At 71.4% G+C, this 22309-nt stretch carries 21 protein-coding genes and 1 riboswitch; of the genes, 13 read left to right on the forward strand and 8 right to left on the reverse strand.

Going from position 1 to position 22309, the window contains the following annotated elements:
- Positions 1-96: 96 nt before the first annotated feature.
- The 5 genes from SLV14N_RS29155 (at position 97) to SLV14N_RS29175 (ending at position 5323) form a co-directional block, all read left to right on the forward strand.
- Positions 97-828, forward strand: coding sequence for a 1-acyl-sn-glycerol-3-phosphate acyltransferase (locus tag SLV14N_RS29155; protein WP_208684921.1), 732 nt, complete (start codon positions 97-99; stop codon positions 826-828).
- Between the two features lie 56 nt (positions 829-884).
- On the forward strand, positions 885-2216 hold the full coding sequence (gene macS / locus SLV14N_RS29160) for a MacS family sensor histidine kinase (protein WP_369292821.1): 1332 nt from the start codon (positions 885-887) through the stop codon (positions 2214-2216).
- Between the two features lie 43 nt (positions 2217-2259).
- Positions 2260-2931: a response regulator transcription factor gene (locus SLV14N_RS29165; RefSeq protein WP_208684922.1), complete on the forward strand. Its 672-nt coding sequence runs from the start codon at positions 2260-2262 to the stop codon at positions 2929-2931.
- A gap of 201 nt (positions 2932-3132) precedes the next feature.
- Positions 3133-4161 (forward strand): 6-phosphofructokinase, encoded by a 1029-nt coding sequence (locus tag SLV14N_RS29170; RefSeq protein ID WP_263271725.1) that lies wholly within the window; start codon positions 3133-3135, stop codon positions 4159-4161.
- A gap of 145 nt (positions 4162-4306) precedes the next feature.
- A complete protein-coding gene (locus SLV14N_RS29175) occupies positions 4307-5323 on the forward strand; it encodes a 2-hydroxyacid dehydrogenase (protein WP_263271726.1) in 1017 nt (338 codons plus the stop codon).
- On the opposite strand, the gene SLV14N_RS29180 is transcribed toward SLV14N_RS29175, so the two are convergent.
- Positions 5289-7349, reverse strand: coding sequence for an anthranilate synthase family protein (locus SLV14N_RS29180; RefSeq protein WP_263271727.1), 2061 nt, complete (start codon positions 7347-7349; stop codon positions 5289-5291). The two genes, SLV14N_RS29175 and SLV14N_RS29180, sit on opposite strands and share 35 nt — an antisense overlap.
- A gap of 259 nt (positions 7350-7608) precedes the next feature.
- Here SLV14N_RS29180 and SLV14N_RS29185 point away from each other — a divergent pair, with 259 nt between their 5' ends.
- Together SLV14N_RS29185 and SLV14N_RS29190 are read left to right on the forward strand one after the other, a co-directional pair.
- Entirely contained in the window at positions 7609-8952 is a 1344-nt protein-coding gene (locus tag SLV14N_RS29185) for a class II 3-deoxy-7-phosphoheptulonate synthase (protein WP_176740857.1), read from the forward strand.
- Between the two features lie 173 nt (positions 8953-9125).
- Complete coding sequence (locus SLV14N_RS29190) at positions 9126-9380, forward strand: bacterioferritin-associated ferredoxin (protein WP_208684930.1); 255 nt, start codon at positions 9126-9128, stop codon at positions 9378-9380.
- 69 nt (positions 9381-9449) lie between these two features.
- Here the strand turns inward: SLV14N_RS29190 and bfr are convergent, their stop codons facing one another.
- On the reverse strand, positions 9450-9926 hold the full coding sequence (gene bfr, locus SLV14N_RS29195; RefSeq protein ID WP_018093517.1) for a bacterioferritin: 477 nt from the start codon (positions 9924-9926) through the stop codon (positions 9450-9452).
- A gap of 147 nt (positions 9927-10073) precedes the next feature.
- On the opposite strand from bfr, the gene SLV14N_RS29200 reads away from it, so the two are divergent.
- A complete protein-coding gene (locus tag SLV14N_RS29200; protein WP_086021862.1) occupies positions 10074-10706 on the forward strand; it encodes a sulfite oxidase-like oxidoreductase in 633 nt (210 codons plus the stop codon).
- 44 nt (positions 10707-10750) lie between these two features.
- Here the strand turns inward: SLV14N_RS29200 and SLV14N_RS29205 are convergent, their stop codons facing one another.
- From SLV14N_RS29205 to thiO, 6 genes are all read right to left on the reverse strand, one after another.
- Complete coding sequence (locus SLV14N_RS29205) at positions 10751-11305, reverse strand: DUF4396 domain-containing protein (RefSeq protein WP_263271731.1); 555 nt, start codon at positions 11303-11305, stop codon at positions 10751-10753.
- Between the two features lie 93 nt (positions 11306-11398).
- Positions 11399-12298, reverse strand: a complete 900-nt coding sequence (locus SLV14N_RS29210; protein WP_208684934.1) for a deoxyribonuclease IV — start codon at positions 12296-12298, stop codon at positions 11399-11401.
- Positions 12299-12364: 66 nt separating this feature from the next.
- Positions 12365-14332 carry a Stk1 family PASTA domain-containing Ser/Thr kinase gene (gene pknB / locus SLV14N_RS29215; RefSeq protein ID WP_272578151.1) on the reverse strand — a complete coding sequence of 656 codons (1968 nt, stop codon included), beginning with the start codon at positions 14330-14332 and terminating at the stop codon, positions 12365-12367.
- Positions 14333-14870: 538 nt separating this feature from the next.
- Complete coding sequence (locus SLV14N_RS29220) at positions 14871-15665, reverse strand: thiazole synthase (RefSeq protein WP_263271733.1); 795 nt, start codon at positions 15663-15665, stop codon at positions 14871-14873.
- 9 nt (positions 15666-15674) lie between these two features.
- Positions 15675-15890, reverse strand: a complete 216-nt coding sequence (thiS, locus tag SLV14N_RS29225) for a sulfur carrier protein ThiS (RefSeq protein ID WP_093645833.1) — start codon at positions 15888-15890, stop codon at positions 15675-15677.
- Between the two features lie 70 nt (positions 15891-15960).
- A complete protein-coding gene (thiO, locus tag SLV14N_RS29230) occupies positions 15961-17184 on the reverse strand; it encodes a glycine oxidase ThiO (RefSeq protein ID WP_208684938.1) in 1224 nt (407 codons plus the stop codon).
- A riboswitch (TPP riboswitch) is annotated at positions 17179-17293 on the reverse strand. Its footprint overlaps the gene before it by 6 nt.
- 154 nt (positions 17294-17447) lie before the next feature.
- On the opposite strand from thiO, the gene SLV14N_RS29235 reads away from it, so the two are divergent.
- The 5 genes from SLV14N_RS29235 (at position 17448) to SLV14N_RS29255 (ending at position 22286) form a co-directional block, all read left to right on the forward strand.
- A complete protein-coding gene (locus SLV14N_RS29235) occupies positions 17448-18689 on the forward strand; it encodes an NAD(P)/FAD-dependent oxidoreductase (RefSeq protein WP_208684940.1) in 1242 nt (413 codons plus the stop codon).
- A gap of 124 nt (positions 18690-18813) precedes the next feature.
- Positions 18814-19179: an Rv2175c family DNA-binding protein gene (locus SLV14N_RS29240; RefSeq protein WP_263271735.1), complete on the forward strand. Its 366-nt coding sequence runs from the start codon at positions 18814-18816 to the stop codon at positions 19177-19179.
- A gap of 119 nt (positions 19180-19298) precedes the next feature.
- Positions 19299-19958 carry a thiamine phosphate synthase gene (thiE, locus tag SLV14N_RS29245; protein WP_263271736.1) on the forward strand — a complete coding sequence of 220 codons (660 nt, stop codon included), beginning with the start codon at positions 19299-19301 and terminating at the stop codon, positions 19956-19958.
- A gap of 204 nt (positions 19959-20162) precedes the next feature.
- A complete protein-coding gene (gene metF, locus SLV14N_RS29250; protein WP_208684944.1) occupies positions 20163-21080 on the forward strand; it encodes a methylenetetrahydrofolate reductase [NAD(P)H] in 918 nt (305 codons plus the stop codon).
- Positions 21081-21116: 36 nt separating this feature from the next.
- Positions 21117-22286, forward strand: a complete 1170-nt coding sequence (locus SLV14N_RS29255; RefSeq protein WP_263271737.1) for a hypothetical protein — start codon at positions 21117-21119, stop codon at positions 22284-22286.
- Positions 22287-22309 lie beyond the last annotated feature (23 nt).

Consider the following 22309-nt stretch of genomic DNA (forward strand, 5'->3'; position numbering starts at 1 on the left):
GGTAGGTCCGACGACCGCCGCGGCGCGAGGGGGCCACCGGGGCAGGTTAAGGTCTTTGCGTCACACACAGGAGGCAGTCGGTTGATCTACGGCGCAATGAAGTTTTCCATCGGCGGGTCGCTGAAGCTTGCCTTCAGGCCCTGGGTGGAAGGCATCGAGAACATCCCCGCCGAGGGTCCGGCGATCCTCGCGAGCAACCACCTGTCCTTCTCGGACTCCTTCTTCCTGCCCGCGGTGCTCGACCGCAAGGTCACCTTCATCGCCAAGTCCGAGTACTTCACCTCGCCCGGCGTGAAGGGCAAGCTGACCGCCGCGTTCTTCAAGGGCGTGGGTCAGCTGCCGGTCGACCGCTCGGGCGGCCGTGGCGCCGGTGAAGCGGCGATCAAGAGCGGTATCGAGGTGCTGGAGCGCGGTGAGCTGTTCGGCATCTACCCGGAGGGCACCCGCTCCCCGGACGGCCGGCTCTACCGCGGCAAGCCGGGCGGACTGGCCCGGGTGGCGCTGGCCACCGGGGCGCCGGTCATCCCCGTGGCGATGATCGACACCGAGAAGGTGCAGCCGCCGGGCAAGATCGTGCCGAAGATGATCCGTCCGGGCATCCGTATCGGCAAGCCGCTGGACTTCACCCGCTATCAGGGCATGGAGGGCGACCGCTTCATTCTGCGGTCGGTCACCGACGAGGTCATGTACGAGATCATGAAGCTGTCCGGCCAGGAGTACGTCGACATCTACGCGACCGCGGCCAAGCGGCAGATCGCCGACGCGGCCAAGGCCGAGGCGAAGCAGCAGGCCGAGGCGGAGCAGGCCAAGAAGTCAGCCGCCGAATAGACGGGCAGGGCCGAGGCCGGGCGCCGGGGGCGCCCGGCGAGGGGTGGGGGCCGGCAATGACGGATACGCAGACACGGACCGTGCGCGGCGGCCTGGCCGCCAAGGGCAGGAGCAAGCCGCCGAAGGCGCTGCGGATGTCCGTCGAGCTGCCGCTGTGGCGTGCGCTCACCGGCTACCGGATCCTGACCCTCGTCTACACCCTGTGCCTGGTCGGGCTCTCCTACCAGAAGTACGAGCATCCGCCGGCCGCCGCCGCCTACATGGGCGCGCTCACCGTCTGGATGGTGCTGACCTGGCGCCGGACGACCTCCGCCGAGCGCTGCACCCGGCACTTCCTGCTCGCCGACCTCGGCTTCGCCGTCGGCGGCATCCTGCTCACCCCGCTGGTCGACACCCACGCCCGCATCATGGACGGCGCACCGACGCTGCCCTCCATCTGGACGGCGGGCGCCGTCCTGGGCTTCGCGATCAAGGGCGGCTGGCGCTGGGCCGCGGTGGCTTCCAGCGCCGTGGCGGTGGCCAATCTCGTCGAGCGCCAGGAGCTGGCCCGCGACACCGTCCACAACGTGGTGCTGGTGTGGGTGGCCAGCGTCGCCATCGGCTATGTCGTCGAGGTGGCCCGTGCCAGTGAGCGGACCCTCGCCCGTGCGCTGCAGATAGAGGCCGCCACCCGGGAGCGGGAGCGGCTGGCCCGGGACATCCACGACAGCGTGCTGCAGGTCCTGGCGATGGTGCAGCGGCGCGGCGCCGCGATCGGCGGCGAGGCGGCCGAGCTGGGCCGGATGGCCGGGGAACAGGAGGTCGCGCTGCGGACCCTGGTCGCCGGCGGGCTGGTGTCGCCGCCGCGCGATGCGGCGCGGACGGTGCCGCAGCCGGCCGGCGAGGGCGCGGCGGACGACGCGGTGCCCTCCACCCCGACCGCACCCGCACCCGCACCGGCACCGGAGCCGGCCGACGACGGGCCGTGCGACGTCCGGGCGTTGCTCGCGCCGTTCGCGGGTGCCGGGGTGACGTTCTCCGAGCCCGGTGCCCCGGTCGAGCTGCCGGCCGCCGCGGCGGCCGAGCTCGCGGCCGCTGTCAGTGCGGCGTTGGACAATGTCCGGGTGCATGCGGGGGCGGAGGCCCGCGCATGGATCCTGGTGGAGGACGAACCGCAGACGGTGATCGTGACGGTCCGCGACGACGGCCCCGGTATTCCCGAGGGCCGGCTCGCGGACGCCGAACGCGAGGGACGGCTGGGGGTGGCCCTGTCGATCCGCGGCCGGCTGCGGGACCTGGGCGGTGCCGCGGAGTGGGTCTCGGTCCCCGGCCAGGGCACGGAAGTGGAGTTGACGGTCCCCAAGGGCACGGCGCCCGAGGGCGGAAGGCGGGGGAAGGCGAGAGCGTGAGCAGCACGGAGCGGGACGAGGCCGCGCGGGGCGAGGTGCCGGCATGAGTGAGCAGACGGGTCTGAAGGTCATGGTGGTCGACGACCACCCGATGTGGCGGGACGCGGTCGCGCGGGATCTGGCGGAGGCCGGGTGCGAGGTGGTGGCGACGGCCGGTGACGGCCTCCAGGCGGTGCGCAGGGCGCAGGCCGCCTCGCCCGATGTGCTCGTCCTGGATCTCAATCTGCCGGGGCTGCCCGGAGTCCAGGTGTGCAAGGAACTGGTCGGCGCCAATCCGGCGCTGCGGGTGCTGGTGCTGTCCGCGAGCGGTGAGCACGCCGATGTCCTGGAGGCGGTCAAGTCCGGGGCGACCGGCTATCTGCTGAAGTCGGCGAGCACGGCCGAGCTGCTGGACGCGGTGCGGCGCACGGCCGCCGGCGATGCGGTGTTCACCCCGGGCCTGGCCGGTCTGGTGCTCGGTGAGTACCGCCGGCTGGCGACCGAGCCGGCCCCCGCGACGGCGGACGAGCCGGGCGCCCCGCAGCTGACGGACCGGGAGACCGAGGTGCTGCGGCTGGTCGCCAAGGGACTCTCGTACAAGCAGATCGCCGAACGGCTGGTCATCTCGCACCGCACGGTCCAGAACCACGTCCAGAACACCCTCGGCAAGCTCCAGTTGCACAACCGGGTGGAGCTGGTGCGGTATGCGATCGAGCGCGGCCTCGACGAGGCCTGACCGGCGGGAGCACCGGCCGGAGCGGCCACGGCCCGGCGGGATCCGCTCGTCCGGGTGAACACCCGGCAGCAACTCCCCGATAAATCACCGGCATCACCGTTTGTCCCATCCCTGAGTGACCCAGATCACCATTAGCGTGACCGGGGTCGGATCGAGCACGGCCGTGTGCGCGGCCACTGACGGGATGTAGGTGAAGCAGCGATGCGGGTCGGAGTACTGACCGGCGGCGGCGACTGCCCGGGTCTGAACGCGGTGATCAGGGGCATCGTCCGCAAGGGCACCCAGGAGTACGGATACGAATTCGTCGGCTTCCGGGACGGCTGGCGCGGGCCGATGGAAGGCGACACGGTGCCGCTGGACATCCCGGCGGTGCGCGGCATCCTGCCGCGCGGCGGCACCATCCTCGGCTCCTCGCGGACCAACCCCTTCAAGGAGAAGGACGGCGTCCGCCACATCAAGGAGACGCTCGCCAAGCAGGAGATCGAGGCGCTGATCGCGATCGGCGGCGAGGACACCCTCGGCGTCGCCGCCCGGCTCTCCGGCGAACACGCCGTCCCCTGTGTCGGCGTCCCCAAGACGATCGACAACGATCTGTCGGCCACGGACTACACCTTCGGTTTCGACACCGCCGTCGGCGTCGCCACCGAAGCCATCGACCGGCTGCACACCACCGCCGAATCCCATATGCGGGTGCTGGTCGTCGAGGTGATGGGCCGGCACGCCGGCTGGATCGCGCTGCACTCCGGTCTCGCCGGCGGGGCGAACGTCATCCTCATCCCGGAGCAGCGCTTCGACATCGAGCAGGTCTGCCGGTGGATCGAGTCCCGCTTCAAGGTCCGCTACGCCCCGATCGTGGTCGTCGCCGAGGGCGCGATGCCCAAGGACGGGCAGATGGTGCTCAAGGACGGCTCCACGGACTCCTTCGGGCATGTCCGGCTGTCCGGGGTGGGGGAGTGGCTGGCCAAGGAGATCGAGTCGCGCACGGGCAAGGAGGCGCGGACGACGGTCCTCGGGCACACCCAGCGCGGCGGCACGCCCAGCGCCTTCGACCGCTGGCTGGCCACCCGCTTCGGGCTGCACGCCATCGACGCGGTGCGGGACGGCGACTTCGGGAAGATGGTCGCGCTGCGCGGCACGGACATCGTCCGGGTGCCGATCGCGGAAGCCACCGCCAAGCTGAAGACCGTCGATCCGGCGCTCTACTCCGAGGTGGGGGTGTTCTTCGGCTGAGCCGGACGCCCACCGTTCCCACCGCCGTCCCGCATCCCGGGCGGCACCGCCGGGCGAGGGGCCGTATATTCGCCATACGCGACATATCCGGCCTATCGCTCATGGGTGGGAGATTCCGAACCGGCGCAAGAACCCGGGAGAGCTCGTGGAGATCGTCGCCTTCGGCGTGCAGGCGGATGAGCAGCCGTTCCTGGAGAAGGGCTTCGCCGGCCGGCACCAGGTCCGCAGCCTGGATGTCTTCCTCAACCGCGACACCGCCCCCATCGCGCGCGGATACGAGATCGTCAGCTCCAGCGTCAACGCCGATCTGGGCGCGGATGTCCTGCAGACCCTCGCCGCGGGCGGGACGAAGATGATCGCCCAGCGCTCGACGGGCTTCAACAACATCGATCTGGAGGCCGCGGCCGACCTCGGGATGAGCGTCGGCCGGGTCGCCCACTACTCGCCCTCCGCGGTCGCCGAATTCGCCTGGGCCCTGGCGCTCGCCGTCAACCGGAGGATCGTCCGGGCCACCAACCGCACCCATAATTTCGACTTCCGGCTGGACGGCCTGATGGGCCGCGATCTGCGGGGGCGTACGGCGGGGGTGCTCGGCACCGGCAAGATCGGCGAGGCCTTCATCCGGATCGCCCATGGCTTCGGCATGAACCTGCTGGGCTGGGACCTCGCCGAGAACCCGCGCTGCGTCGCGCTCGGCATGCAGTACGTCGCCCGGGAGCGGCTGTTCGCCGAGGCGGATCTGCTCACCCTGCACCTCCCGCTGGTGGAGTCCACCCGGCATCTCATCGATGCCGCCGCGCTGGCCGCGATGAAGGACGACGCGATCCTGATCAACTCCAGCCGCGGCGGGCTCGTCGACACCGCGGCCCTCGTCGACACGCTCAAGGCCGGCCGGCTCACCGGTGTCGGCCTGGACGTCTACGAGGAGGAGGCCGCGTTCTTCTTCTTCGACAAGTCCCTGGACATCATCGGCGACGACACCCTCGCCCGCCTGATGACCTTCGGGAACGTGCTGATCACCTCGCACCAGGCGTACTTCACTCAGGAGGCGGTGGGCCAGATCATCGAGGCCACCGTGGCCAATGTCGAGGACTACCTGGCCCACCGCACCAACGAGAACATGCTGGTCACACGAGGACAGCTGCCAGCAGCTGCGCGGTGACCGAGGCGCCGTCCAGGGTCAGCACCGACTCCGGGTGGAACTGCACCCCCGCGAATCCCGGACCGCGCAGCGCATGCACCTCGCCGGAGGCCGGATCCCGGCTCAACTCCACGCGGTGCATGGCGAGTTCGGCCGCGGTGGTGTCATCGCAGCGGGCCGTGAAGGTGTTGTAGAAGCCGACCGTCTCCGTACGTCCGAAGAACTCGATCCGCTCCTGCGCGCCCTGGAAGGGCACCTCCTTGCGGACGATCTCCAACCCCAGCTCCGCGGCGATCAGCTCATGGCCGAGGCAGACCCCGAGAATCGCGCGGCCCGAAGGGCCTCGATGAGGGGTGGTGGTCGGGAGACGGGCGGGCCCGTGCCGGTGCCCCGCGACCAGCTCGGCGGTCAGCGACCGCAGAAAGCGCATCTTGGGGTCGGCGGCGTCGGACGGATCGCCCGGCCCCGGGCCCAGCACGACCGGTCCCCGGTGCGCACGGGCGGCCTCGCGCAGCCCCGGCTCGTCGAAGCGGCGCACGGTCACGGTCAGCCCCGAGGTGCGCAGCAGATGCGCCAGCATCGCGGTGAAGGTGTCCTCCGCGTCGATGACCAGGGCGTGCCCGCTCAGCTCGGCGGTCGGCGCGGTGGTCTGCATCCGCAGCCAGAACGGCGCCAGATCGGCCCGGCGGGCGTCCAGCGCGGCCCGCACCCGCGGGTCGTCGGCCAGCCGCGGCGGCCGTCCCCCGGCCCCCGGGCGCGCGGGCGCCGGCCGGACACCCAGCGCGCTGAGCACCCCCGCGGCCTTGGCATGGGTCTCGGCGACCTCGCTGTGCGGGTCGGAGGCGCGCACCAGCGTGGCGCCGACCGGCACCCGCAGCCGCCCTCCGGCGGAGATGTCGGCGGTCCGGATGAGGATCGGCGAGTCCAGCGTCTGCGCACCGCCCGCGTCCCGTCCGATCAGCGCCAGCGCCCCCGCGTAGTAGCCGCGCCCCCGGCCGTCGCGGTCGGCCGGCTCATGCCGCTCGATCACCCGGCAGGCGTTCTGCACCGGCGACCCGGTGACCGTCGCCGCGAACATCGTCTCCTTGAGCACCTCGCGCACATCGAGGGTGGACCGGCCGCGCAGCTCGTACTCGGTGTGCGCGAGATGCGCCATCTCCTTGAGCCGGGGCCCGATCACCACACCGCCCTTGTCGCCGACGGTGCACATCATCTTCAGCTCCTCGTCCACCACCATGGACAGCTCCTCGACCTCCTTGCGGTCGTCGAGGAACGTCAGCAGGCTCTCGGCGGTGGGGCCGCCCTCCGGGTAGCGGTAGGTGCCGCTGATCGGATTCATCACGACCGTCCCGCCCACCCGTCGCCCTCCGCCACCCACAGCCGAGAGCGCTTCGCGCTCGCCCCTCTCGCCTGTCATCCGGACGTGCACCTCGGGGCTGGCGCCGACCAGTGTGCGCACCCCGGGACGGTGCACCACGTACGTCCAGTACGCGCCGCGCTCACCGGCCAGCAGCCGCCGGAACAGCGCCAGCGCGTCGGCCGCCGAGAAGTCCGCGATCTCGCCCTCGAACGTCCGGCGGATGACGAAGTTCGCGCCCTCGCCGGTGCCGATCTCGTCCCGTACCACCCGCCCGACGATCCCGGCGTAGGCGTCGTCGTCCACGTCGAACGCCCCGTCCGTCACCCGCACGTCATGGGCGGGCAGCGCCGCCAGCATCTCGTCCAGGGGCAGCTCGGCGGTCTCCCGGGGGCGCAGCACGGCCAGCGGTGTGCCGTCGTCATGGGCCCGGAAGCCGCGCTCGCGGATCTGCCGGAACGGGATCAGCGCGAGCGCGTCGGTCACCGGCGCGTCCGGTGTCCCGTCGCCCAGCGGGATGTCGGCCAGCCGCTCGACCTCCGTCACCTCGCCGGTCAGCACCTCGATGGTGTCAGCGGCGTCCCGCCCGGGGGTACGGCGGCGCAGCAGGGCGAACGGCGGGCAGGCGGGGTCGAGCAGCCGCTGGACGAGCGCGGCGGCGTCGGTGCGGGCGGGGGGCTCGCGGTGCATGGCGGGAGTTCCTTCCAGGAGAGGAGGAACGGCCGCCGGAAAAGGCTGAAGGCCGCCCCTCGGGCGGCCTTCGCGAAGTGTGGGATGTGCGCGCGAATCAGTGGGCCGCCGGATGAGCGGTCCACCACCAGGTCCTGTTCAAGGCAGGTCGCGTGCACATGCCGGGCACCCTACCGGACCGTCGGAGTGCCATGCGTCTCAAAGTCCGGATGCCGGGACGGACACCCCGACGGGACCCCGTAATGTGGGGCTTGTGACCGTGAACGCTGAAACCCACGCCGGTGGCAACACCTGGCAAGACCTGCCCGCGGCGCAGCAGCCTGACTGGCCGGACCAAGAGGCTCTGCGCGATGTGATCGCGGAGCTCGAGTCCTATCCGCCGCTCGTCTTCGCGGGCGAGTGCGACCAGCTGCGCGAGCGCCTGGGAGCAGTCGCCCGTGGTGAGGCGTTCCTGCTTCAGGGCGGCGACTGCGCGGAGGCCTTCGACGCCGTATCCGCCGAGCACATCCGGAACAAGCTCAAGACGCTCCTCCAGATGGGCGCCGTCCTGACCTACGCCGGGTCCGTCCCGGTGGTCAAGGTCGGCCGGATCGCCGGCCAGTACAGCAAGCCGCGCTCCAAGCCCACCGAGACGCGTGACGGGGTGACGCTGCCGACCTACCGCGGCGACTCCGTCAACGGCTTCGAGTTCACCGAGGCGGCCCGGATCCCGGACCCGCAGCGGCTGAAGCGGATGTACCACGCCTCCGCGGCGACCCTGAACCTCGTGCGCGCCTTCACCACCGGCGGCTACGCCGACCTGCGGCAGGTGCACGCCTGGAACCAGGACTTCGTGAAGTCCTCGCCCGCCGGACAGCGCTACGAGGACCTCGCCCGCGAGATCGACCGCGCGATGAACTTCATGAACGCCTGCGGGGTGAACCCGGAGGAGTTCCGCACCGTCGAGTTCTACGCCTCCCACGAGGCCCTGGTCCTCGACTACGAGTCGTCGCTGACCCGGGTCGACTCGCGCACCGGCAACCTCTACGACGTCTCCGGCCACATGGTCTGGATCGGCGAGCGCACCCGTCAGCTGGACGGTGCGCACATCGAGTTCGCCTCGCGCATCCGCAACCCCATCGGCGTCAAGCTGGGCCCGACGACCACCGCACAGGACGCGCTGACGCTCATCGAGCGCCTCGACCCGGAGCGGGAGCCGGGCCGGCTGACCTTCATCACCCGCATGGGAGCGGACAAGATCCGCGAAAAGCTCCCCGAGCTGGTCGAGAAGGTCACCGCCTCCGGTGCGCAGGTCGCCTGGATCTGCGACCCGATGCACGGCAACACCTTCGAGGCGGCCTCCGGTCACAAGACCCGGCGCTTCGACGATGTGCTGGACGAGGTCAAGGGCTTCTTCGAGGTCCACAAGGCCCTCGGCACGCACCCGGGCGGTATCCACGTCGAGCTCACCGGTGACGATGTCACCGAGTGCGTGGGCGGCGGCGACGAGATCTTCGTCGACGACCTCCACCAGCGCTACGAGACCGCCTGTGACCCGCGGCTCAACCGCAGCCAGTCGCTCGACCTGGCGTTCCTGGTGGCGGAGATGTACCGCGACCAGTGAGGCAGTCGGCCGCTGACCTGCACTGACGGTCAGGGAGACAACGGGAGTGGGGCGCGGATCCTTGTGATCCGCGCCCCACCGCGTTGTGTAGCCCCTGCCGGGCCAGGTAAGGTAAGGGTTACCTCACTCAAGATCAGCCGGATCGGTGGGGCATCCCACCGGAGGTGAACCGCGTGTACGTCTGCTCTTGCTTCGGGATCACCGAGAAGCAGGTCCGCGAGCACGCGGACGCGGGCGCCTGCACGCCCCGCCAGATCGCCTCCGCCTGCAAGGCCGGCACCGACTGCGGCGGTTGTGTGCGCCGTATCCAGTCGCTGCTCGGCCGGGGGGACTGCCCTCGCCGCGAGCTCATCGACAGCGGTGCGCCCGAGCCGCTGGGCGCGGAGGCGGACGCAGTGGCGCCCGCGGTGCTTTCGGAGGCCGCGTAGCCCTCAGGGCGCGGGTGATCTCCCCGTGCCGGCCGGGCCGTCGCGGAGGGTGGCCATCAGGCCTTTCGCTCAGCTCGGCTGCTCGATGACCTGGGCGATGTAGAGCGCCTCTCCGAGCTTCTCGATCAGTTCCAGCTGGGTGTCGAGATAGTCGATGTGATGCTCCTCGTCCGCGAGGATGTCCTCGAAGATATTCGCCGACGTGATGTCGCCCTTGTTGCGCATGAGCTCGATACCGCGCTTGAGCCGGTCGATGGCCTCGACCTCGATCTGCCGGTCGGCCTGGAACATCTCGGTGACGGTCTGGCCGACCCGTACATGGAACAGCCGCTGGTAATTCGGCAGACCGTCGAGGAAGAGAATCCGGTCGGTGAGGATCTCCGCGTGCTTCATCTCGTCGAAGGACTCGGAGCGGGTGTACTTGGCGAGCTTCGTCCAGCCGAAGTTCTCCTGCATCTTGGCGTGCAGGAAGTACTGGTTGATCGCGGTCAGCTCGGCGGTCAGCTGCTCGTTGAGGAATTCGATGACCTCGGGGTCGCCCTGCATGGCTGCGGGCTCCTTCCACGCGAGAACTGGGCAGGTGCCGCGCATCCTCGCACCGCCCGGAGTGGGGCGTCCAGTAAGTGCATGCTTAGTACGAGTTGCCCGAATCCCTCCCTCCCTGGTCATCGGCACCCCCTCCAGTCTGACAACATGGAGGGCATGGGTCAGCCGGAAAGCCGCGAAGAGGAGCCTCCTGAGCTGCCTCCGGGGCAGCGGCTCCAGCGGGGCTGGCCGGTGACGCATTACGGGCCGGTGCCGAAGTTCCGGGCCGAACGCTGGGAGTTCCGGGCTTTCGGCGCCACCGCTGACGACGCGAAGCACTGCTGGTCGCACGAGGAATTCACGGCCCTGCCGTACAGCACGGTCGTCGCGGATATGCACTGCGTGACGAAATTCAGCATGCTGGGAGCCGAATGGGGCGGGGTCCGCACCCGGACCATCCTGGATCTGGCGCCGCCGGCACCCGATGTCACCCATGTCATGGTGTGGGCGGAGTACGGGTTCAGTTCGAATTTGCGGATCGAGGATTTCGCCGCGGAGAAGTGCCTCTTCGCCACCCATCGCTCCGGTGAACTCCTCACCGCGGAGCACGGATTCCCGGTCCGTCTGATCGTGCCGCATCTGTACGCCTGGAAAGGGCCCAAATGGGTCCGCGGTATCGAATACATGCGGGCCGACCGCCGCGGCTTCTGGGAAGAGCGCGGCTACCACAATCTGGGCGACCCGTGGCGCGAGCAGCGCTACTCGTACCAGGAAGAGCCCGGCGACGGCCCCGAACTCTGAGCCGCATACCCCGGGTGGGTTTCCGCGCCCGGCGGGGTCCGTGATCAGTGGTGGTACCGGTGCACCACCGCATGCCCCTTGCCGCGGCCGATCATCCACTTGTTGACCGGCGTGGTCACCACGAAGGCGAGCACCAGGGACGCGGCCAGCACGCCCCAGAACAGTGCGTCCGAGAGCTGGGCGTCCATGGCGCTCGGCCAGAGCGCGATCACACCGTTGTCGATCAGCTCCATGACCGCGATGGAGAGCGTGTCGGCGGCCAGCGCGACCCGGAGCGCCGCCCGGAAGCCGACGCCCGCCGCCAGGACGCCGCGCACGGTGAGCGCATAGCCGAAGACGAAGGCCAGCACGATGGCCAGGACCATCGTCGGAACATCGTGCCAGTTCAGGGCCGTGCCGATCACCATGCCGAGGATCTCACCGATGGCGCAGCCGGTCAGGCAGTGCAGGGTCGCCCGCGCCGCCGGTGCCCAGCCGGCCGGGCCGGGGGGCCCGGCGGGTGGCGCATGGCCGGCGCGGTCCGGGTGGCCGGTGGCCTCCGGAGCGCCGCCCCGCTCGCCGGGTGCGGCCGTCCGGTGCTCGTGCGGTGCGCGTTCCATGGCATACCTCCAGCGCGAGGTAACGGTCCCTGCCCGACAGCAAGAACCCGGTACCCCTGGGATTCCCTTTCCCGCCAGGGGGCACCGGCAGGCTCAGGGCGCGCGCAGCTCCTTGAGCCTGGCCACGTCCGCCGCATGGCCCTCCTTGCCGCCCGGTGTTTCGACGACCAGCGGCACCCCGGCCGTCGCCGGATGGACGAACAGTTCGCCGAACGGCTCCGCACCGATGTGACCTGCGCCGATGTTCTCGTGCCTGTCCTTGTGGGCGCCGACCACATCCTTGGAGTCATTGGCGTGGATCAGCTTCAGCCGGCCTTCGCCGGTGACCTCCACCAGCTCGTCCAGCAGCGCCTTCATCCCGCCCGGCGCCGCCATGTCGTGCCCGGCGGCGAACGCATGGCAGGTGTCGAGGCAGATCCCCAGCTTGGGGTGCCGGTCCAGCGCGTCGAAATACGGCCCGAGGTCCTCGGCCAGCGCACACAGCGACGCGCCCTGCCCGGCCGTCGGCTCCAGCAGCAGCCAGGGGTCGTCCGGGTGCGTCAGCTCCTCCAGCAGCGGCCGCATCCGCTCCCTGACCTGCGCCATCGCCGCCGCACGCGGCCGTCCGCCGGTCGCCGAGCCGGTGTGCACGACCACCCCGAGCGCCCCGATCTCCCGGCCGCGGCGCAGTGAGTGGCGCAGCGACGCCACGGACTTCTCGACGGTCGCCTCGGTGTGCGAACCGAAGTTGATCAGATACGGCGCATGGACGTACGCCGGAATCCCCTGCAGGGCACAGGCCGCCCGGAACGCCTCGTCCTGTTCGGGGTTGCCGGGGGTCGTCGCCCAGCCGCGCGGATTGGCCACGAAGACCTGCACGACCTCGTCGCCCATCTCGCGGGCGTACGGAATGCCGGCCTTCGCCAGGCCGCCGGCCACCGGCACATGGCCACCGACCGGATTACGGGCACGGGCGCGCTGCTCGGCGCCCTTCGGGGAGGGGGAGGTACTCACCCTCCCAGGGTGCCAGGTGCTGCGCGGCCGCCGTCCGCCGGACGGCGGCCCCGCCGCATCGGGGCGCTACAGCGCGCCCTTCATCTTGATGGTGATGGTGCCGCCCTTGGGGGCCTTCTGGCCGGCCTCCACAGACTGCGAGTCGACCTCGTCCTGCGGGAACAGGAACGGCTTGTCCACCTCGACCTGGAAGCCGAGATCCGTCAGCTGCTTCTTGGCGTCCTCTTCGTTCTTGCCGGTGACATCCGGGACCGGGACCATCTCCGGGCCCTTGGAGAGCGTGAGGGTGACCGTCTCGCCCTTGCCCAGCTTCTTGCCCTCGGCCGGCGTCTGCCGGGCGACGGTGCCCTTGTCCTGGGCCGAGTGGACCGGCTCGTCGGCGAAGCGCACCTTCAGGCCCGCCGCACGCAGGGTTTCCGCGGCGTCCGCGCGCTCGCTGCCGAGCACCCCGGGCGCCTTGACCTCGGCGCCCCGGCTGATGGTCAGCGCCACTGCCGTGTCCGGCCGCCGCTTGCTGCCCGCGGCCGGGTCCGTACCGATCACCGAACCCCTGGCGACCTCCGCGCTGAAAGCCCGCTTCTCGGTGCCCGGGATCAGCCCGAGGTCCCGCAGCTTGCGCTTGGCGTCGGCGACCGGGGTGCCCGACAGATCCGGGACGTCGACGATGTCGGGGCCCCTGGAGACGGTGATCGTGACCGTGCCCGTACCCCGGATCTGCTTGCCGTTGGCCGGATCCGTCTTCATGACATGGCCACGGTCGACATTCGAGCTGAAGCCGCGCACCACCTTCACGCCCAGGCCCTCGTCACGCAGCGTCTTCTCGGCCTTGGCCTGCGACATGTCCAGGACCGCGGGGACGGTGGTGAACTGACCGGCGTTGATGTACCAGACGCCCGTGCCCGCCCCCAGGAGCAGCAGCACCGCCGCGATGATCGTGGCCAGCCGGTGCCGCTGCAGCAGCCCGCCGCGGGGCGCCGCGGGCGCCGGCACCGGACGCAGCCGGGTCGTCTGCTCCGTCGGCGGCACCTCCAGCCGGCTGGTGCGGTTCAGCTCCGCCTCGTCCGTCCCCGGCAGCGGCGGCTGTACGCCCTCGGGGCGGGGTATCACGTCCGTACGCTCCGAGCCGTCGCCGAGGCCGCCCTCGGGCACCTCCTTGGCCTGCGGCGGCACCACATCCAGCTGGGCATCGGTCAGCTGCGCACGGGTCTCCTGTGCCCGGGACAGCAGCGCCACCGCGTCCTGCGGGCGCTGCTGCGGGTCGCGGGCGGTGGCCAGCGCCACCAGCTCGTCCAGCTGCGGCGCGAGACCGGGCACCAGCCCCGACGGCGGCAGCACGTCCTCGTGCAGATGCTGGTAGAGGATCTGCGCCACGGAGCCGCCGGTGTGCGGCTTACCGCCGGTCAGCATCTCGTAGAGCACCACACCACAGGCGTAGACATCGACCCGGGCGTCCGCGGTGCCGTGCTCCATCTGCTCGGGGGCGAGATAGGAGACGGTGCCCAGGACGGACCCCGTCGAGGCGGTCGTGTTCGTGTCCACCGCACGCACCAGACCGAAGTCGGCGACCTTCACCCGGCCGTCGTCGCCGATCAGGACGTTCTCCGGCTTCATGTCCCGGTGCACCAGCCCGGCACGGTGCGCGGCGCCCAGGGCGGCCAGGATCGGCTCCAGGATGTCCAGCGCGGCACGCGGCTGCAGAGCACCCCGCTCGCGCAGCACATCGCGCAGCGTGCAGCCGGCGACGTACTCCATCGCCAGATAGACGTACGTCCCGTCCGTGCCCTGGTCGAAGACGCCCACCACATTCGGATGCGACAGCCGCGCGACCGACTTCGCCTCACGGATGAAGCGGTCGACGAACGCCGCATCCGTGGCGAGCGTGGGATGCATCACCTTCAGCGCGAGCAGACGGTCCAGCCGGGTGTCCACGGCCTGGTACACCGTGGCCATACCACCGGCGGCGATGCGCGCCTGGACGCGGTAGCGGCCGTCGAGCAGCTGGCCCACGAGCGGGTCCTGAAGGGTCATATCCACGGCAGACGAGTCTACGAGTTGTGGGGGACAAGGCGAATTTCGGCTGCGATTTTTCTTTCTTCCCACGTTTTTGGCTTTCCCGCCGTGGGGGTTGCTCGCCGTTTGTGGCCCGCTGCGCGGTGCCCCCGCCGTGGCGCATGGCGGCGGGCGGGGTCCGCTGCGCGGGGCTGTCGGGGTGCGGTGACGGGCCTCCGGGGGAGGGGTGTGGGACTGCTTCGCTTTACGTCCCACACCCCTCCCCCTCCGGCCCGTCCCCTCCCGTTGGGGGATGGGAAACGGTGGGTGGGGGTGGTCGTCGGTGGTCATGTGCTCCTCGTGAAGCAGGAGTGAAATCGGCGTCTACGGACGCTCGCCCCCACTCACCGTCACTGACTCCTCCCACGGGAGGGGACGGGCCGGAGGGGCAGGGTTTCCGGACGTAAAGCGAAGCAGTCCGGAAACCCTGCCCCGGAGGCCCGTCACCGCACCCGACACCCACCCGCCCGCCGCAGGCGCAACGGCGAGAAACCCCCACGGCGGGACAGCCGAAAACGTGGGGCTAGAAAGCCGGCCGTTCCGGATCCAGATCCGGTACGCCCTCCGTCGGCGACGACGCCAACGCGAAATGGCGGCGCGGGATCCGGCCCGCCCTGTAGGCCAGCCGGCCGGAGGCAACCGCGTGGCGCATCGCCGTCGCCATCAGCTCCGGCTCCTGCGCACGCGTCACCGCGGAGGCGAGCATCACCGCCGCGCAGCCCAGCTCCATGGCCAGGGCGACGTCCGATGCCGTGCCCGCGCCCGCGTCGAGGATGACGGGGACGCCGGCCCGCTCGGTGATCAGCTGGAAGTTGTGCGGATTGCGGATGCCGAGCCCGGAGCCGATCGGCGAGCCGAGCGGCATGATCGCGGCGCAGCCGACGTCCTCCAGCTTGCGGGCCAGCACCGGATCGTCGTTCGTATAGGGCAGCACCGTGAAACCGTCGTCCACGAGGGTCTCGGCGGCGTCGAGGAGCTCGATCGGGTCGGGGAGCAGGGTCCGCTCGTCGGCGACGACCTCGAGCTTGACCCAGTCGGTGCCGAGCGCCTCCCGCGCCAGGCGGGCCGTGAGCACGGCCTCGCCCGCGGTGAAGCAGCCCGCGGTGTTCGGCAGCACCCGGATGCTGTGGCGTTCCAGTACGGACAGCACGGAGCCCTGCACGGTCGGGTCCAGCCGCCGCATGGCGACCGTCGTCAGCTCCGTACCGGAGGCGAGCAGTGCCCGTTCCAGGACGTCGAGGCTGGGCGCGCCACCGGTTCCCATGATCAGACGGGAGTCGAAGGTGGTGCCGGCAAGGGTGAGCGCATCGTCGGCCATGTCTGCGGATCAGCCTCCCTGGACCGCGGTGAGCACCTCGACGCGGTCGCCGTCGCCGAGCGGGGTGGTGGGCCACTGGGTGCGCGGCACCACGATTTCGTTGACCGCCGCGGCCACCCCGGCGGGCGCCTGGGACAGCGTGGCGACGAGCCGGTCGAGGGTGAGTCCGCCGGGGATCTCACGGGCCTCGCCGTTGACGGACACGGACACGGTGGACGCGCTCATGCGCCGGCCTCGTTTCGTTCGGCGGGTGTGCCGTCGCCACCAGTCTTTGCCGTTCGCTCACTGCGCTCGCTCATACGGGCTGCTCCTCGGGGGCACGGGTGCGCAGCGGCCCCGTGGTGGTGGGGGAGAAGCGCGCGGGGGAGAAGGGGCGGGCCTCTTCGGGGAGGCTGCCGGTGGCCAGCACCTCGGCCATCGCGTCACCGGTGACCGGCGTCAGCAGGACACCGTTGCGGAAGTGGCCGGTGGCCAGGTGGAGGCCGGGAAGCTCGGTCGGCCCGAGCAGCGGTGCGTTGTCGGGGGAGGTGGGGCGCAGCCCGGCGCAGGTCTCGACCAGCGGTAGTTCGGTGATGCCCGGGACCAGCTCATGGGCGTCCCGCAGCAGCTCGTAGACCCCGCCCGCGGTCACGGTGGTGTCCCAGCCCAGCTCCTCGCTGGTGGCGCCGACGACCAGTTCGCCGTTCTCCCGCGGCACCAGGTAGAGGGGCCCGCCGCGGACGACGGCCCGTACGGTGCGCGACAGGAAGGCGGGGCTGCCGGGCGGCACGTCCGGCAGCCGCAGCCGCAGCACCTGGCCCTTGACCGGCCGCACCGGCGGCAGCACCTCGTCGGGGACCCCGGCGAGACGGCCGCTGTGGCTGCCCGCGGCCAGTACCACCTGACCCGCCGACAGCCGCGTGCCGTCGGCGAGTTCGGCGCCCGTGGCACGCCCGCCGTCGACCGTCAGCCGCGCGGCGGGGCTCCGGTGGAACGCCACTCCGGCGCGCTCACAGGCGGCCAGCAGGGCGCTCACCAGCCGCCGCGGATCGACCTGGTGGTCGCCGTCCACCCGCAGCCCGCCGCGCACCCCGGGAGCCAGCATCGGCTCCAGACGGCGGCACTCGCGCCCCGTGAGCCACTGCGAGTCCAGCCCCGAGAGGGTCTGCAGCGTGTGCAGCTCGCGCAGATGGGCGCGGTCGTCGGCGTCCAGCGCGACGGCCAGGGTGCCGCACCGCCGATAGCCGATCCGTTGCCCGGCGGCCTCCTCCAACTCCTCCGCGAACCGGGGGTAGCGCTGCGCCGAGGCGAGATTGAGGCCCAGCAGGGTCTGCTCGCCGTAGTGGAGTTCGGTGACCGCGGCCAGCATCCCGGCGGCGACCCGGGCAGCGCCGCCGCCGGGTGTGGGATCGGCCAGCGCGACGGTCAGCCCGCGGCCGGCCGCCCGCCAGGCGGTGACCAGGCCGATGACGCCGCCGCCGAGGACGAGCACATCGGAACTCGGCGCGGCCGGTCCCGACGGTGTGGCAGGTGAATGCATGGCTTCCAGCCCCTCCCTTCGCCGGCATGACCCGGATCAGGTTCGTACGGTCGGAGGCCGGCCAGCCTCCCTCTCAGCCCGGTACGTCCGGGCTCCCGCGAGTGCGTGTATCCGTCACCCTAATACGGGGCCGCGACGTGCCGTAAGACAGCGCCTTGGGCCCCCGGGGGCCCGCGGCCCGGGACGGCCGACCGTGACGGTGTGTCAGAGATCTCCTTGCGTGCTGCTGCGAGCGGCGTCACGGACCGTCCTAGAGTGATCGGGTGAGCGAGCAGAGCAAGTCCTCCCAGACCCCTGACCGCACGCCGCGCGTCGTGATCGTCGGCGCGGGAATCGCGGGTGTGCAGACCGCGGTCGCCCTGCGCGAACAGGGCTGGCGCGGCGCGATCACGCTCCTCGGCGACGAGCCCCACCCGCCCTACGACCGCCCGCCGCTGTCCAAGGCGGTCCTGCTGGGGAAGGCCGAAGGCTCCACCTTCGACGTCGACTTCGCCGCGCTCGGCATCGAGCTCCATCTCGGCCGCCCGGTCACCGCCCTGCTGCCGGACGCCCATGTCGTCGAGACGGCCGACGGCCCGGTCTCCTACGACTACGCGGTCCTCGCCACCGGTGCCGACCCGATCGTGCTGCCCGGCAGTGAGGGCATGCCCGGTGTCCACCTGCTGCGCACCCTCGACGACGCCGAACGGCTGCGTCCGGTGCTCGCCGCCCAGCACGAGATCGTGGTCGTCGGGGCCGGCTGGATCGGCGCCGAGTTCGCGACGGCGGCACGCGAGGCGGGCTGCGCGGTCACCGTCGTCGAGGCCGCCGACCGCCCGCTGGCCGGTGCGCTGCCCGCCGAGGTCGCCGCCCATATGACCGGTTGGTACACGGCCGCCGGCGCCGAGTTGCGCACCGGCGCCCGGGTCGCGTCCGTCACCGCGGGCGCGGTCACCCTCGCCGACGGCACGACTCTGCCCGCCGACGCCGTGGTCGTCGGGATCGGTGCCCGGCCCGCGACCGCCTGGCTGGCCGGCTCGGGCGTCGAGGTCTCACCGCAGGACGGCGCCGTCCTCGCCGACGACCGGCTGCGCACCTCCGTGCCCGACGTCTACGCGGTCGGCGACTGCGCCTCCTTCCCGTCCGCCCGCTACGGCACCCGCCTGCTGATCCACCACTGGGACAACGCCCTCCAGGGCCCCCGTACGGTCGCCGAGAACATCGCCCGCGGCGACGCCGAAGGTCTGGTCTACGACCCCGTGCCGTACTTCTGGTCGGAGCAGTTCGGCCGGTTCGTGCAGTACGCGGGCCATCACGGGAACGCCGACGAGCTGGTCTGGCGCGGTGACCCGGCCGGGGCCGCCTGGTCGGTGATCTGGCTTCGGGACGGGCGGCTCGTCGCGCTGCTGGCCGTGGGGCGGCCGCGGGACCTCGCCCAGGGGCGCAAGCTGATCGAGCGGGGCGTCGTACTGGACCGGGAGCGGGCCGCGAACGCGTCCGTACCGCTGAAGGCCGCGGCCGTCTAGCGTGCGCCGGCCCGCGCCGTGACCGCCGGTTGCCGGGCGGGCGAGGTCACCCTCCGGTGTGCAGGAAGCCCCTGATGGCGATGCCCGGCTACCGGCTGTCAGTGCGAGGTGGCAGGCTTGTCCTGTGACCGAGATTGACGCAAACATCGATGAACTCGTCCCCGCCTGGCTCACCCTCCCCGACATCGCCGAACAGCTCGGCGTCGAGGTGACGCGCGTCCGGCAGCTGGTCAAGGAGGGCCAGCTGATCGCGGTGCGCCGCGGCGAGAACAGGGCGCTGCACGTGCCCGCCGATTTCATCAAGGACGACAAGGTGGTCAAGGGCCTCGTCGGCACCCTCACCCTCCTCAAGGACGACGGCTTCACCGACGAGGAGATGCTGGAGTGGCTGTTCACCCCGGATGAGACCCTGCCCGGCACGCCTGCCCAGGCGCTGCGCGAGAATCGCGGTACGGAGGTGAAGCGCCGGGCCCAGGCGCTCGCCGTCTGATCCGCCCGGCGCGGCGCGCTCCCGTCCGGCCGCCGCACCCGCATCCGTAACCACACCCGAGGGGCGTACGTGCCGGAAGGCCCGGTCCGTACGCCCCCGACCTGGGGGAAAGCCGCCCGATGACCACCGCACGCCAGGCCCTGTCCGACGCCCGCCTCTACCTCTGCACGGACGCCCGTAAGCAGCAGGGCGATCTCCCGCAGTTCCTGGACGCGGTGCTCGCCTCGGGCGTGGACATCGTCCAGCTGCGCGACAAGGGCATGGAGGCCGGTGAGGAGCTCCGGCACCTCGAGGTCTTCGCGGACGCCTGCCGGCGGCACGGAAAGCTGCTGGCGGTCAACGACCGGGCGGATGTCGCCCATGCGGCCGGCAGCGGTGTGCTGCACCTCGGCCAGGGCGATCTGCCGGTCCCGGCCGCCCGTGCCCTCCTCGGCCCGGACGTCCTCATAGGCCGCTCCACCCATGCCGAGGCCGAGGTGGACGCCGCGCTCACCGAGGCCGGTGTGGACTACTTCTGCACGGGCCCGTGCTGGCCCACGCCCACCAAGCCGGGCCGCCACGCCCCCGGCCTCGACCTGGTCCGCTACACCGCCGCCCGCGCCCCCGAGCGCCCCTGGTTCGCGATCGGCGGGATCGACGCCGGGAATCTGGACGAGGTGCTGCGGGCCGGTGCCCGTCGGGTCGTCGTGGTCCGCGCGATCACCGAGGCGGATGATCCGGGCGCCGCGGCCGCCTCCCTGGCCAAGCGCATCCGGACCTGGGAGGACCAGGCGCGTTGAGCACGAGCGCGCCGCCGCCCGGCGGCGTCGCGGCAGCCCCCCGGTGTGACCGGGGTCACTTCGCGGCGGTGGCTTGCCGGTGAGGGACGGCTTTCCGTCGTCCGGGCGACCGGAAAATGTCCAGTCAGTGGACACGAACCCGACCAACCAGGCATTACGCCGATGACGGTTGGTGTGTGCCCGGCCGGTGGTTAACCTGCCGGTATGGCCCTAGGTACAGCTTCCACCAGGACTGATCGCGCGCACACGGTGCGCGAACTGCTCGCCTCCGGCAAGCAGTCCTATTCATTTGAGTTCGCTGCCCCGAAGACCGAGAAGGGTGAGCGGACCCTGTGGAACGCCATTCGTCGGATCGAGGCCGTCTCCCCGACCTTTGTCTCCGTGACGTACGGCGCCGGCGGCACCTCCCGTGATGGCACGGTGCGCGCCACCGAGCGCATCGCCACCGACACCACCCTGACCCCGGTCGCCCATCTGACCGCGGTCAACCACTCCACGGCGGACCTGCGCAACATCATCGGCCAGTACGCCGACGCCGGGATCCGCAATATGCTCGCGCTGCGCGGCGACCCGCCCGGCGACCCGATGGGCGAGTGGGTCAGGCACCCCGACGGCGTCGGCTACGCCGCCGACCTGGTCCGGCTGATCAAGGAGTCCGGCGACTTCTGCGTCGGCGTCGCCGCCTTCCCCGAGATGCATCCGCGCTCGACGGACTGGGACACCGATGTGGCACACTTCGTCGCCAAGTGCCAGGCCGGTGCGGACTTCGCCATCACCCAGATGTTCTTCTACCCGGAGGACTACTTCCGGCTCCGGGACCGGGTTGCGGCGGCGGGTTGCTCCACGCCGATCATTCCGGAGATCATGCCGGTGACGAACGTGCGCCAGATCGAACGGTTCGCTCAGCTCAGCAATGCGGCGTTCCCGCCCGAGCTGGCCGAGCGCATCCTGGCCGTCAAGGACGACCCCGCGGCGGTACGCTCCATTGGGATCGAGTACGCAACGGAACTGTGCGCACGCTTGATGGCCGAGGATGTTCCCGGGTTGCACTTCATTACCCTGAACCACTCCACGGCGACCCTGGAAATCTACGAGAATCTGGGGCTGCACCAGCAGTCCTGATCACGGTGGCCGGCGAGCGGCGGAAGAGGGGCGTATATGGGCTGGACGATCCTCTACATCGCATTCGGTCTGGTCGCCCTGTGGCTGCTGGGTGAGGTGCTGCTCCAGTACAAGGCGCGGCTGCGCTGGCGGTTGCTCGCCTTCACCGGCTTCCTCGCTGTGGTCATCGGCGTGATCATCCCCTCGGTGATCGTGATCGGGCTGGGTCTGATCGCCTTCGCCATCGGGCAGACACAGGTCACGCTCTCCTTCCGCCGCGGCTTCACCACCGGCTGGTCCCTGGGCGGCAAGCCCGGTGAGAGCCGGCGCCGGCGGGCCCGTCCGTCCGGCCCGCCGCCCGCCGAACCGACCCTGCAGGTCTCCGGCCTGGAGGCGGTACCGCCCGCCGACGGCCCCGGCCCGGTCGCCGACGGGGGCCCGGACACCTTCGAGAGCACCGGCGGCTTCCAGAGCCGGGACGCCTTCGCCGCGCAGGAAACCCTCGTCGGGCAGGAGCCCTTCGCCGCGCAGGAGCCCTTCGCCGCGCAGGAAACCTTTGCCGGACAGGGCTTCTACGGCGGGCCGGGCTCCTACACCTACGACGCCGGCGACGGCTACCCCGGCCAGGACCCCTACCAGCCGCAGCAGGACCAGGACGCCTACGCCACCCAGGCGTTCGCCGTCCAGGACGACTACGCGGCACGGGCCGATGCTGCCGCCGTCTACGCCCCGCAGCCGATGCCCGAAGAGACCGGCCAGTACGGCATCTACAGCCCCGACGCCCGTGCCCAGCAGAACGGCTACTACGACGCCTACAACGGCGCCGCCGCCAACGGGAACAGCAACGGCAACGGCTATGCCTACGACGGCAGTTACGGCCAGGGGCCGGCCGCCCAGGATGCCTATGCCGACCCCTACGCGGCCTACGGTGAGGGTCCGGCCCAGGGCGGGCAGGCGCCCTACGCCGATCCGTACCTCGGCGCCCAGCAGTACGCCGCGCCCTACGACCCGTACGCGCAGCCGGACCCCTACGCCCAACCGCCCTACGCCGCGCAGCAGTACGACAGCCAGGGGCAGCCGCTGGGGCAGTACCCCGGCCAGGGCTACGGGGAGACCCCGCCCGGCGGCGTCTGGGTCCCGCAGCAGCGCGACGGTGAACTCCCGCCCGAGCAGCCCTATCCGCCGTACCAGCAGCCGGGCTACGACGGGCAGCAGTACCGCTACTGAGCCGACGGCGGGACGGCCGGATG

The organism is Streptomyces sp. Je 1-4 4N24, from assembly GCF_026239515.1.
GTDB classification, from domain to species: domain Bacteria; phylum Actinomycetota; class Actinomycetes; order Streptomycetales; family Streptomycetaceae; genus Streptomyces; species Streptomyces nigrescens.

Excerpts from the sequence above, each read along its gene's own strand:
- SLV14N_RS29155 (WP_208684921.1), top strand. The coding sequence starts at position 97 with ATGAAGTTTTCCATCGGCGGGTCGCTGAAGCTTGCCTTCAGGCCCTGG.
- macS (WP_369292821.1), top strand. The coding sequence starts at position 885 with ATGACGGATACGCAGACACGGACCGTGCGCGGCGGCCTGGCCGCCAAG.
- SLV14N_RS29165 (WP_208684922.1), top strand. The coding sequence starts at position 2,260 with ATGAGTGAGCAGACGGGTCTGAAGGTCATGGTGGTCGACGACCACCCG.
- SLV14N_RS29170 (WP_263271725.1), top strand. The coding sequence starts at position 3,133 with ATGCGGGTCGGAGTACTGACCGGCGGCGGCGACTGCCCGGGTCTGAAC.
- SLV14N_RS29180 (WP_263271727.1), bottom strand. The coding sequence starts at position 7,349 with ATGCACCGCGAGCCCCCCGCCCGCACCGACGCCGCCGCGCTCGTCCAG.
- bfr (WP_018093517.1), bottom strand. The coding sequence starts at position 9,926 with ATGCAGGGCGACCCCGAGGTCATCGAATTCCTCAACGAGCAGCTGACC.
- SLV14N_RS29200 (WP_086021862.1), top strand. The coding sequence starts at position 10,074 with ATGGAGGGCATGGGTCAGCCGGAAAGCCGCGAAGAGGAGCCTCCTGAG.
- SLV14N_RS29205 (WP_263271731.1), bottom strand. The coding sequence starts at position 11,305 with ATGGAACGCGCACCGCACGAGCACCGGACGGCCGCACCCGGCGAGCGG.
- SLV14N_RS29220 (WP_263271733.1), bottom strand. The coding sequence starts at position 15,665 with ATGGCCGACGATGCGCTCACCCTTGCCGGCACCACCTTCGACTCCCGT.
- thiS (WP_093645833.1), bottom strand. The coding sequence starts at position 15,890 with ATGAGCGCGTCCACCGTGTCCGTGTCCGTCAACGGCGAGGCCCGTGAG.
- thiO (WP_208684938.1), bottom strand. The coding sequence starts at position 17,184 with ATGCATTCACCTGCCACACCGTCGGGACCGGCCGCGCCGAGTTCCGAT.
- thiE (WP_263271736.1), top strand. The coding sequence starts at position 19,299 with ATGACCACCGCACGCCAGGCCCTGTCCGACGCCCGCCTCTACCTCTGC.
- metF (WP_208684944.1), top strand. The coding sequence starts at position 20,163 with ATGGCCCTAGGTACAGCTTCCACCAGGACTGATCGCGCGCACACGGTG.
- SLV14N_RS29255 (WP_263271737.1), top strand. The coding sequence starts at position 21,117 with ATGGGCTGGACGATCCTCTACATCGCATTCGGTCTGGTCGCCCTGTGG.